Genomic DNA, 12,641 nt, shown 5'->3' with positions numbered 1-12,641 from the left:
AAAAGCGTGTAGGCTCTATAGTTTTTTCTAATATAGAATCAAGAAGCTATACTAAACTTCACAAAAATATATCTCTTTAAAAAAATCCCGAGAACTTATGTCTCGGGATTTTTACGTATATTTAAACTTCCGCTTGTACTTCTACAACGGTTTCTTCAACTTCCGAACGAGACATTTTTTCTTGTCCATTCTTTAGTGCTTTTAATGTTTTATGAGCTAATGCAAGAGGTAGCTTGCAGAATAGTAGGATGCTTTTGCGATTAATGCTTTTAATATATTCATCCGCTTTAGCTAGGTTGCCCTCAGCATATTCAAACATATCTGCTCGTGTCCATCCTTCTGGAAAAAACTGAACCCCGCGCTCACTATCCTCTTCCTTATTACGTAAAATATTTACTGCCTGTAGGCCTCGACCATAAGCAATTGCTAAATCACGGTCTGTTTCAATGTCAGCATTCCATTTCCATAGGTCAGAAAGCATTACACCAACAAGCCCAGCTACATAGTACGTATACTCGTCCAAGTCTTCTTTTGTTTTTACTTGCCATTCCTTCTTTGTCCACTTTGCCATTCCTTCTGCCATTTCAGCAGTATAGGTCTTAACAGTCTCTACTAGATCTTTCGGACAAATTTCAAGCCAATCTCCCAGTCTTAAGGAAACTGCTGGCAGAGTTTCTTCATAGGGAGCTACAAGCATTTCATATTCTTTTTTATCAAAATCATTTACCAGCATTTTGCTAGTTTCTAATAGTAAACGCTGTTTTGCTTGTGAATCTAATGTTTCATGGTCTTCAATCTCGTCAATTGCACGCATACAGAGATACGCAGAGGCAACCGCCTTTTTTAGAGTAGGTTCTAAAAAAGTAATTGGTATATAAAAGGTTCTGCTTGTTTTCTTCAGCATATCCATTGCTTCTTTTTGTAATGTTGCTACTTCACGCACAACTAGGCCTCCATTTCACAATCTACTCTATCCTCTATTGTATCGGATTTTCACAAAAAGATAAAACGACTCCTTACAGTTGTCGTAAATCTGTTACAACTTCGCTTGTATAATATTGTTCGCTTTCCACAAATCTAATTAGTTTGGAAGCAACTTCCTCCGCACTACTTAACTGACCGGTATTCTTATATTCCTTGAAACGATCTACTAATGGAAACTCACTTTCCGTGGATTCCCGAATTCTACCTTGCATATTTGTATCAATAATTCCTGGCGCAATCGAAACCAATTTCACTCCATTAGATTTGCTTGCCTCCTCCAGCTGAACTGCTTCAGTAAATCGATCTAGACCAGCCTTCCCAGCACAATAGCTGCTCCACCCCTCATATCCCTTACGGCCCGCGCCAGAAGAGATTTGCATAACTTTCTTTGGAATTTCTTTTTGTTCTGTCATCTTTATAAATGTTCCCGTCAAAATCATAGGCGCAGTTAAGTTTACTGCAATACTTTTTGCCACTAAATTGTTATCTATATCTCCCGCTGTCCCGATAGGTTCAATTGTTCCTGCGTTATTGATAAGTGTTATAGTCGTTGCACCCTCTATGACTTCATTCATCAACTCTTCCATAGTTTCCGCTATTTTTTCAGTTTTAGCTAAGTCTAATATGAAGTGATGATAATTAGAATGCTCAAATTTACTTTCTCCTCTAGCAATCCCATATACCACTTTATTGTTGTCTAGTAATTGCTTTACTAACTCTTGTCCAATACCGTTAGTTGATCCCGTTACGATAAATACATCCATTTCATTTCCCCCTTCAATTGCTATTACTATTAGCATATCTTTCCTTTTAGCTACTTTCAATTATGTTTATGTACAAGTTTGGAGAAAATAAAAAAAGACCTCGAAAATATTTTTCTAGGTCTAGTCAGAATCACCAGCAAGCTTTCATTAAATAAAGTCCATTAACAAGCTATTAAACCTTTCTCTTTCCTCCCAGAAGGGACCATGACCACTGTAGTAAAACGGCAACAATTGTGAGTTTGAAATTTGCTGATGAATTTCCTCAGCTTGAGAAAAAGGGATAACCCTATCATGGATGCCATGTACAATAATCGTTGGTGAAACTATTTGGCGTAGATCCTGTTGAACATTTTCATCTCTAAGTAACTCGATGACTGCTGCTGTAGACCACCCAGCTGCTTGCAATCCCATGTGAAAGAACCAATCACAAAACTCCTCCGTAGCATATTGAAAAAAGAAACTATCCGTTACTTCTCGCATCATCTTAGGTCGATCATTCAATGCTAAATGTAAAAAATGGTCAGCTGTGTCTTTTGTAAAACCTGTTGGTGCTGCAGAATCCACTAAAACAAGATGTGTAACACCTTTTCCATTGTGCCTAGACATATAGCGTATAGCTATTGCCCCTCCTGTTGAATGACCTACTAGTGCAAAATCATCTAATTGAAGTGCATCTACTATTGCTAGAATATCATCCGCCAGCCTATCATACGTGTACCCGTCTATTGGTTTATCAGACTGGCCAAATCCTCTCCAATCCAGACCTATACAGCGATACCCCATATGTGGGAGCACATCAAACTGATACTCAAACTGCTTGTGACTTAACGGCCAGCCATGAACAAACAAGATGGTTTTTGAGCCGGTAGGATTTATGTCTTCCACATATAAATTCACACCTGGTTCTACGTTTACAAAATACCCTATACTACTTCCTCCATTGTTCAATTGATTTTCATTAGCGTATTCATCTCATTAGACATGAGTTACTTTTGACATAAAAAGTCCCATTCTAGCCTTGGGAGGGCATAGAATGGGCTCAGCTATTAAGAGTAAGTCACTCTCTATTCAGTTATTCAATACCTTCTATCGTTACTTCCTTCACTGGTAAGAATAGCTCTCCAGTTTCTAAGTACTTCACCTGTACCTTGTCGCCTACTTCCATATAAACAACGAATGGCGCCATTTCTGAAGAGACGATGTAATTTGTTTTATTGTCTAGCAAGAACGATACTTGCGTGAAGTCCCCCACACGTTCTTTAAATACACGTACTACTGTGCCAGAGACTGATTTTTCCTCAGCGCTTGAACTGCCATCTACTGTACTTCCTCCACGCTGAATTGCTGTTTTATAGAGTTTTAATGCCTCATTCGGTGTATTACCATACACCGATATTTCTGGGTTAGCAGCTGAGACGATAAAGTAATTCTGTAAGAATCCGTTTGAATCCAGTACTGGTGTTAGCCAGCTTGCCTCTCCGTAGAAATTATACAGAACTGGCATTTCACCGGACCATTTCTTTTCAATAAATTTCTTTTCAATAATTTGAAGTGCCCCTTGAGAGTCCATATAGGAATCCTCAAGGTTTCCCGTGTAGTAGGTCGCTTTGCCTGTTCGTCCGTCCGTCAAGGAATAGCCAAGCATAGAATCTACACCTTCTTTTGGACTCGTAAAGTCTGTAAAATAATACATTTCCCCATTTTCAGTGAAGATTGGGCTGACGTTTGCCTCTGTTCCCTCATCTGAAGGCAGTCTCACGTCCTTTTTACCAATCAAGCTATTGATAAACCCATGTACATATTTTCCGTAATAGCTATTTTGTAAGCTAACAGTCTCTGGTGACACCGCACCATCGATAAATTCTGGGACATCTGCAAGCGCAAATGATTCTGTTTGGCCTGTCGAAGGGTCTACTACGACAATACCTTCTACATCAAAACCGTTACGAGCTGTGATGAATTTACCATATGATCGTATATAATACGGCTTACCATCTTCATCAATTTCTAATTGTGCATCTCCATAAAAGATTTTATTCGGATGCTTCATACGCATATGTCTTTCCAAGTTTTTATGAAGATACGAAGACGGTGTATAAGTCATATCTGCTTTTACAAATTTCGGATTATCCGCAGAATCGGTTGCACTCATTGTAAAATACCCTGGAGTAACATCCCCATTCCACCACTTGAAGAATCCTGAAAATTCTACGGGTGCAATATAAACGTACTTGCCATCTACTTTTTGAATTTGTAAATTACCCAATTCATAATAGCTTGTGTTTGGCACTTGCCCAAATGCCTTCTTCATTTTATTACGAGCAAACTTAGGAGGAACACTCGCTGGCGTCTTTGTTTCATCGAATGCTTCAATTTCCACTTGTTCATCCATTTTCGCTACTTCGTACTTCTTATCAGCATTCCATACAGGAGCTGAAAGCATATAAACCGTTAAAGCTAAACTTCCTAGTAAAAGAACTCCTTTTACTTTTTGTTCTGCACCTCTCGCCAAAAATGTTCCTGCAAAAGTTATAATCACTAGCCAAGGCCATAAGGCAGTCCAGTTTCTATCTAAATTGGTTACATAGTATATAATTGCGACTGCAACGAACGTTAGGATTGTTAGTAAAGCAATAGAAGAAATTTTATCCTTTCGATCGCCGCTAAGCGGGACAACTAGTAATGCAGTGACAACTGCGACTACGGCTGAAATAATAAATACATAAGCCATTTATCCATCCTTCTTTCTTTTATTCATACTTCTTTATACGGTCGAAAGAAGAAATAGTTTCAAGCTTTACGTTATATTGATTTTTGAAAGTAGCCATAAGAGCTGATTAATTTGGCGCCATTTTACCGTTTCTATACGCTCCTTATACGATTTTCATAGCTATTTTTTTCTCATATAGGATTTTCTTTAAAACAAAAATACCCTATAAGATGACCTTTTTTCAAAGTGTCTATCTTATAGGGTACTTAATGTTGAGATTCAAGAAATTATTTTAATTCATTTAAGATTTCATCTAATTTTTCTGTTTCTGTTGTTACACCGTTGCTTGAGAAGTACCAGTTAACACCGTCTAGGTATACGATTTTGCCTTCTTTGTAAGCACGAGTTTGTTTGATAATATCATTTTCGATGTCTGCTTTAATTGTTTCTACATCAGAAGCAGTACGATCAATAATTAGTAATACTTCTGGGTCAACAGAAAGGATTGACTCGTAAGAGAAATCAGAACCGTGTGATGAAGCTTCAATGTCAGTAGTCGCTGGTTTAAAGCCAAAGTCATTATATACGTAAGCAAAACGAGAATCTGCTCCATTATCGAAACCAGAGATTTTCTTATCGTTGTACATTGCTACTAATGCATTTTCATAACCTGCTGCTTTTTCTTTCACAGCATCTACTTTCTCTTGTAACGCTGCTTTTAATTCTTTAGCTTCTGTTTCTTTATCAAAGATTTGAGCTGCTAAGTCAACTGTTTCATTTACAGCATCAATATAGTTTTGGTTATCAGAACCGATGAATACTACGTTCGGTGTGATTTCTTTCAATTCTTCATAGAATGGAGATTGACGACCAGAGATAAAAATAACATCTGGTTCAGCAGCTGCTACTGCTTCAAAGTCAATTTGTTTTAATGTACCAACATCAGCAACACCGTCAACAACATATTTTTCTTTTAAGTGCGGAGGGATGTTACCTTTACCACCGCCAGCTGCGATTCCTACGATACCTTCCACACCTAAAGCATCAAGTGTGTCTAAGAAACCATAGTCCAATGTGATAATACGTTCAGGCATTTTTTCTAATGTTACATCTTCAAATGTGATTGTTGTACCTTTTTCTTCATCTTCACGTGAAGCAGTTAAGGAAGATACTGTCATTGGGAATGCAGAAGTTTCCGCAACCTCATTTTCTGCAACAGGTGTTTCTTTATCAGTAGATTCTCCAGCTGATGAGTCGTCATCTGAGTTACATGCTCCCAGCATTAATGTTAAAGCTGCTAACGCAGTTAAAAATTTCCATTTCTTCATCTTTTGCTTCCTCCTAGAAATACTATCTTTAATTGAAAATGATTATCATTTTCAATCGTCTGTAATCAGTTTAAATGAAACGCACAAAATTTGTCAACTCATTTTTGCAATTAATTCTCATTCTCATTTAAACCGCATTAAATACGTGCATAAGTGACTAGACTCATGCACGCATATTGAATCTTCTACCTATTAGAGATAAAACATTTTGCTGAAAATTAATGGGAATTGAAGTATACGCAAATACGGCAACCATCTTGCACTTGTACAGGAATATCCATATCATATACATCACGTAAAGCTTCCGAGTTAATAATCTCATGCGTTGGACCATCCTTTACAAGACGGCCATCCTTTAATGCTACGATTCGATCAGAGTATACAGAAGCAAAGTTAATGTCATGTAATACAATGACTACAGTTTTCCCTAAATCATCTACAAGCTTGCGTAAAATTTTCATAATTTGTACAGAATGTTTCATATCTAGATTATTTAAGGGCTCATCTAATAAAATATATTCTGTATCCTGAGCAATAACCATTGAAATAAATGCACGCTGCTTTTGACCACCCGATAACTCATCTAAAAAATTATCTTGCATCTCGGTTAAGTTCATATATTCCAGTGCTTGGTCGACCAATTTTTCATCCTCTGCATTTAGTCGGCCCTTGGAATACGGATAGCGACCAAAGGAAACAAGCTCGCGAACAGTTAAACGTATATTTAAGTGGTTTGCCTGTTTTAAAATAGCTACTCGCTTTGCAAAAGTATCTGACTTCATTTTCTTTACGTCCGTTTGATCTAAAAATACTTCCCCTGTATCAGCATCTAATAGTCGGCTCACCATTGATAACAAAGTGGATTTACCAGCACCATTTGGGCCAATAAAAGAAGTGATAGCCTTTGGTTGGATTTTTAATGTTACATTTTCAACGACCGTTTTTTTCCCAAAGCTTTTAGAAAGCTCTTTAATTTCAATCATTCTGCTTTCCTACTTTCCTTTAGTAATAAGTAAATAAAGTAAATCCCACCGACAAAGTTAATTATTACACTAATCGTTGTATTCAAATGGAATACATGCTGCACGAGAAATTGTCCTCCGACAAGCGCTATAATACTAATCAGGCTCGCCCCAACAATCAATACAGAATGTTTATAGGTGTCTAAATATTGATACGCTACATTCGCTACAATTAAACCTAAGAATGTAACAGGTCCAACTAACGCTGTTGAAGTTGCTATTAACACAGAAGATAATATTAAAACTTGTAGTACGATTCTGTCATAGTTAACACCTAGATTGATGGCATTATCTCGACCTAATGATACAACATTCAAATCTCTCAATAATCGAGAACCATACAAAAATGCAAGTCCCAGTATAACTATTGCAATAAGTAACAATTCTGTTTTCACATTCATAAAGCTTGCAAACAATCGAGCTTGTAGACTTTCATACTCTACAGGATCAATAATAACTTGCATGAATGTTACTAGACTTCCTAACAAGGTTCCAATAATCATACCCGCTAACAATAGAAGGAAAATTGGATATTTATCTGCTCGGAATAAAAAACGATATAAGATTAAAGCGAAAATTACCATCGCAATAATAGATACACTAAAGTTTAAGTAACGGCTTACGACGAAAACAGAAGCTGAACCTGCTGTAAAGTATATTACCGTTTGCACTACTTGATACATAGAGTCAATACCCATTACGGAAGGTGTTAATAAACGGTTATGTGTTACAGTCTGGAATATAACCGTCGCATATGCAATTGCCGTTCCAGTAATAACCATCGCAGCTAAACGCTCTAAACGCTTTGGAAAGGCATAACTGAAACCACCCTGAATATTATAAAATGCAAACAACGCCATAAATATTAATGCAATAACAGCTAAAATAATTAGCTTGGTACTATTTTTTCGCATATGCTTTCCCCCTAAACAACATAATTAAGAAGATCGCACTGCCAATTACGGCGACTGTTGTATTTACCGGAATTTCATATGGATGGACAATTAAACGGCTTATAATATCACATGCGAGTAAGAATGCAGCACCCATGAAAATAGTATGCGGTATTGTCTTGCGTAAATTATCTCCCAGATACAAAGAAACAAGGTTAGGAACGATTAAACCTAAGAATGGGATAATACCTACTGTTAAAACAACCGTTGTAGAAATTATCGCTACAATAACAAGACCTATATTTAACACTGTACGATAACTTAGACCTAAGTTTTTTGCAAAATCCTCACCCATACCAGCTACAGTGAATTTATTTGCATAAATATAAGCAATAATAATCGCTGGTACAGCTACGTATAGTAATTCATAGCGCCCAGAGACAACTAATGTAAAGCTCCCTAAAAAGAATGATTCAACGTTTTGTAAAACATCTGCTTCATATCCTAAGAATGTTGAGATGGCCCCAATGATATTACCGTACATAATACCGATTAAAGGTACGAAAATAACATCCTTAAATTTAATACGCTCAAGCAATTGCATAAAGATAAAAGTTCCAATTAGAGCAAATGTAAAACTAAAGAAAATCTGTCCCATATAAGACATATTTGTAAAGAATATCATCGAAACTATAACACCTAGTTTTGCTGCATCAAGTGTACCAGCCGTTGTCGGTGATACGAATTTGTTTCGGCTTAAGCTTTGCATAATTAAGCCCGCAATACCCATTCCTGCACCAGCTAATATAATTGCCATTAAGCGTGGCAATCGACTCATTAAAAAGATTTGGGTCTTTTGGGAGTCCCAATCAAGCAGATCACTCGGTTTAATATCAATGGCTCCTATAAATAGCGAAATAAAGGATAGGATAATAGTTGCTACTACTAATATCCATAATCTCATTTGTAATCCCCATAAAAAATTATTTTTCTCAATTTTATTGATAACGATTATCATTATTGAGTCGTCTTTCATTATAAACAAGGAATATAGTAAAATCAACCTGTTCTACTCGATAACACTATTAATTTTCACTATTCTTTGTACTCTAAAATTACGAGACTTCATAAAAAGATATGGAAGAAGGGCAATTCGACTCTCGCTTACTTTCCCTATCAAGCGAATATAAAAAAACTGCCCATTTTTATTAGGCAGCTATATTACTTATTAACTTTTTGTAGTAGCATTTAATTACTTATTAAAATTTTATCATCCTGTTCAAATGTAAATCTTATATATACTTCTAAGCATCTCCATGGTTGCGATTCTTCAGCGAAATCCATTTGCTCGTTCATCATTTGGGACTTCATCCATTACCCTAAGCCCCCCAAACATACAACTTATTATTTGAAATGTATACTTCTACATACTAACTTCTTCTAGACATATCGTCTTTTTCTTTTTAACCTCAAAGCCCCTCTTCCAGCTGATCGTCACCATAAAGGCAGACACGACCAATACGCCACTTAGAACATAGAAACACATGACAATTAGACCTGAAGAAACCATTCCAGTAAAAAGGGCTAGCAATAAAATTCTTATGAGTAAACCAATGGAACGAAACAAACTATCAACCCTACCAATGATTTCGTTTGGAATTTGATCCATCAGGAAGGAATTCCTCGCAACCCGAGCTCCACTGTTTCCAATCGCTAAAAACAACATTAATGTTAAGTAAATAGGTAGTTCAACAAAGACTATCATGGAAATCGCAACCGTATAAATAAGCACTCCTAAAATGATTGTCTTCTCATTTCCTAGTTTTTGCGCCAGAATAGGAACAACAATACCTGCTAGCACTGCACCAGCAGCATATATCATCCCTTCTAAACCATATACACTTGCATCCGCGTCTAACACCTCAACTAGATAAACAGGAAACAAATAATTTGTTAGCATGACCCCTATAAAAGGCATAAAAGAAAATACTAAAAAGACAAACATGGTTGGACGAGCCAACATATAAACTAAGCCTTCCCACGTTTTACCTTTCTCCACCTTTTCTGCCTTCGGTCGTTTTACTCTTGTGTAAGGTAGCTTAACATAAAAGTATATCGCTGCTCCGTACGTCAATACATCTAATAATAAAATATAATGTAAATCCCATTTCATCAGTAAAATACTCGCCACTCCCCCAGCAATCATACTAGAAAGCTGGCCCTGTACCTCCATCGTTCCATTTAAAGACTTATACTGATCCTTATGGAAAATTTCTTGATTCATCGCAAACATGGTTGGATAAAAAATTGTGTAATATAGACTACCAATCATATAAATTAGTGTATAGTGCCAGATTTCATAGGATAAACCTAAAAATCCAATAGAGGCAAAAAACAATAATACAACTAAACAAACCACTTCGCTGATTAAAAGTAATTTCTTTCTGGACATTCTATCCACTAAAGAACCTACAAAGGGCGTAATTATAAAACTAATGATTGTCATAGAAATTGTAATGTACCCAAATACAGCATTGCCATCGTCACTCGTCACTAGCATCCAAGGAATTGCAATCATCGTTATTCCTGAGCCAATAGAGGAAGCTATATTAGCAAATATAATTAACCAAAATCGTGAATCCTGATATAAAGTTTTCATCGTCAAACACCCCTTAAAATATTCTTACTATTTTAAATATAAGGGAATCGAAGTATCGCGCATTCAGTCAAAGGTCTTGAATGGTTCTCATACATTTGACTGAAGAAAAGAGAGGATGCAGCTCTTCATCCAACACAATACTCCTGTTTGTAACAAGTTTGCACAGGAACTTCATAAAAAATTTGAAAAAATATATACCTGATTTTCTAATAAAAAAAATCATTTTTACCTTAATGGGTCGTAATCCCAGTAGATAAAAATGATGTATTTGCCTTACATATTATTTTAAGACCTCAAGTGAGATAAAACCTTTTGGTTACTTCAAAACTATATAGGGAGCTTTGTCGATTATAGACTCCCTAATGAATTTTCATTAAGGGTCTAATCGCTTTATATAGTTTCCTTAAATACAACAAACCACTCTTCATCTTTTTGGAAGATGCTTGTGCCTACCCAGCCCGCTGCTAGTAATTTTTGCTGTTCCTCTATGCCCCCCATTTTTATATGGAGCTCTTTTTCGCCAAATGTTATAAAATCATTTCCAGCGATTCTCTTGTAAAATATGTAACGCAGCATATTATCATACTTACGTTTGAGAGCTTTAATAACCATTCCTTGGCTTAGCTTGTCTTTTAAACTGGCAAAGTTAAATGGTGCTACCGTCGCACAAATATAGATGTATGTAGAATCCTGCATAAGCTCCATTACAAGGTCCGCTAGTTTTCTTTGGAGACCGTAACCGCGGTATTCAGGATGGACATTCGTAATTTCTTGATAAACAACGTCACCTAATTGTTCTTCCGAAAGACCAATATCATATCCTAAATGATGCTTGTCCATTGCTGGAATCGCAAGGGTACGAAATGCGATTAGCTCCTCACCAGCAAATACACCTACCATTAAACGGTGCTCTAGAGAGTCTTCGAATTCCTCCTTTGTAAGGGGCTGTAAAAACTCTTTATTATCTAAGTTTTGCAAGACAATGTCCTGTAAGGCTAAAATTTGTTCTATATTGTCCTTTGTTAACTCTCGAGCTGGGTACTCTTTTTCCCCAAGACTGACTATCCACTCTTTCATTGATGCACTTCCTCTTACTTCATTACTTTATCGGAGAACTCTGTTAACTCTTTTAACACTTCTTCATCCACGTCTATACCTAAACCTGGTCGCTCATTAAGTTTAATAAAAGGAACATCATAGCGCAAATTTCCAACGTCCTTCGAGAACTTAAGTGGACCCGTCAATTCGACACTCGTAAATGCTTTTTTAGAGAATGCTACATGAAATCCTGCGGCTGAGCCAATGGAAGACTCGACCATAGAACCGATTTGACATTCTAAGCCTGCCATTTCAGCCATATGAGCAAGCTTCATAGCGGGATATATACCGCCACATTTCATCAGCTTAATATTCACTTTGTGTGCAGCTTGCTTCTCTATTAACTCACGCATATCACGAAGCCCTCTCAAGCCTTCGTCCATCATAAGGGGGGTACTAGTTTTTGCCTTGACCTCCACCATTCCGTTAAAATCATCTGCCATTACAGGCTGTTCCAGCCAATCTAGTCCTGTATGCTCTAGCTGACGCATCGCAGAAATAGTATTAGCACTATTCTTCCAACCCTGATTTACGTCTACTCGAATGGCAATCTCATTGCCTACTTTTTCTCTAACTGCTTGGATTCGTTTTACATCAGCCTGTACTTCTGTTCCTACTTTCATTTTAAATGAAGTATAGCCCTCTTTCATACGTTTTTCTGCTTCTTCTGCCATAGATTCTGGGGAGCCTATGCTCAATACATGAGTAACTGGAAATCTTTCATGATAACGCCCACCTAGCAATTGGTATACTGGAACACCTAGTTTTTTACCGACCACATCGTAGCAAGCAATGTCTAAGGCTGCTTTAGCTGCTGGTGCTTGGTAGACAGCTTTATCCATCTTTTCATGAAGTCGCTCAAATTCCATCGGATTTTCTCCGATTAAAGCTGGTGCTAAAGTATTTTTTAGCATAGCATATGTGCTCTCCCATGTTTCTCCTGTTACGTGCTCGTCTGCGACTGCCTCTCCATACCCAACTAGACCTTCTTCTGTTGTGAGCTTCACTATGATAGAAGGCATATCATCGTACGTATGATAACTAATGATAAATGGATCGATTAATGGTAATCTAATAGCAGATATTTCTATTTCTTTAATTTTCATATTTTTCTAACTTCCTTTACATATTTTTATTTTTTGGTTATAGTTGTCGTTAAATAGTCGTTAAATACATAAAAAAA

The 12,641-nt window shown here is 36.8% G+C and carries 12 protein-coding genes; all 12 read right to left on the bottom strand.

The features are described from left to right. Positions 1-121 precede the first annotated feature (121 nt). Entirely contained in the window at positions 122-943 is an 822-nt protein-coding gene (locus MKY94_RS00875; RefSeq protein ID WP_340844003.1) for a phytoene/squalene synthase family protein, read from the bottom strand. Positions 944-1,016: 73 nt separating this feature from the next. Further along, on the bottom strand, positions 1,017-1,748 hold the full coding sequence (locus tag MKY94_RS00870; protein WP_191697312.1) for an SDR family NAD(P)-dependent oxidoreductase: 732 nt from the start codon (positions 1,746-1,748) through the stop codon (positions 1,017-1,019). Between the two features lie 147 nt (positions 1,749-1,895). Next, positions 1,896-2,675: an alpha/beta hydrolase gene (locus MKY94_RS00865; protein WP_340863945.1), complete on the bottom strand. Its 780-nt coding sequence runs from the start codon at positions 2,673-2,675 to the stop codon at positions 1,896-1,898. 145 nt (positions 2,676-2,820) lie between these two features. Beyond that, positions 2,821-4,479: a hypothetical protein gene (locus tag MKY94_RS00860; RefSeq protein WP_342577813.1), complete on the bottom strand. Its 1,659-nt coding sequence runs from the start codon at positions 4,477-4,479 to the stop codon at positions 2,821-2,823. 266 nt (positions 4,480-4,745) lie between these two features. Further along, a complete protein-coding gene (locus MKY94_RS00855; RefSeq protein ID WP_340843999.1) occupies positions 4,746-5,786 on the bottom strand; it encodes a siderophore ABC transporter substrate-binding protein in 1,041 nt (346 codons plus the stop codon). Positions 5,787-6,004: 218 nt separating this feature from the next. Then, the gene (locus MKY94_RS00850) at positions 6,005-6,769 is read right to left on the bottom strand and encodes an ATP-binding cassette domain-containing protein (protein ID WP_154311929.1); all 765 of its coding nucleotides are present in this window, start codon (positions 6,767-6,769) and stop codon (positions 6,005-6,007) included. After that, the gene (locus MKY94_RS00845; RefSeq protein ID WP_154311930.1) at positions 6,766-7,722 is read right to left on the bottom strand and encodes an iron chelate uptake ABC transporter family permease subunit; all 957 of its coding nucleotides are present in this window, start codon (positions 7,720-7,722) and stop codon (positions 6,766-6,768) included. The genes MKY94_RS00850 and MKY94_RS00845 overlap by 4 nt, the downstream gene beginning before the upstream one ends. Further along, complete coding sequence (locus MKY94_RS00840) at positions 7,709-8,665, bottom strand: ABC transporter permease (protein WP_144538308.1); 957 nt, start codon at positions 8,663-8,665, stop codon at positions 7,709-7,711. Before MKY94_RS00840 ends, MKY94_RS00845 begins: the two co-directional genes overlap by 14 nt. A 284-nt stretch (positions 8,666-8,949) precedes the next feature. After that, entirely contained in the window at positions 8,950-9,072 is a 123-nt protein-coding gene (locus tag MKY94_RS00835) for a hypothetical protein (protein WP_255475357.1), read from the bottom strand. 52 nt (positions 9,073-9,124) lie between these two features. Beyond that, entirely contained in the window at positions 9,125-10,360 is a 1,236-nt protein-coding gene (locus MKY94_RS00830) for an MFS transporter (protein WP_151111748.1), read from the bottom strand. Positions 10,361-10,750: 390 nt separating this feature from the next. Further along, on the bottom strand, positions 10,751-11,437 hold the full coding sequence (locus MKY94_RS00825) for a GNAT family N-acetyltransferase (protein ID WP_340843998.1): 687 nt from the start codon (positions 11,435-11,437) through the stop codon (positions 10,751-10,753). 14 nt (positions 11,438-11,451) lie between these two features. Further along, entirely contained in the window at positions 11,452-12,564 is a 1,113-nt protein-coding gene (locus MKY94_RS00820; protein ID WP_191697316.1) for a dipeptide epimerase, read from the bottom strand. Positions 12,565-12,641: the final 77 nt, after the last annotated feature.

The organism is Psychrobacillus sp. FSL K6-2843 (assembly GCF_038626375.1).
Lineage (GTDB): Bacteria > Bacillota > Bacilli > Bacillales_A > Planococcaceae > Psychrobacillus > Psychrobacillus faecigallinarum.
This window is presented reverse-complemented; position numbering and strand designations above follow the sequence as displayed.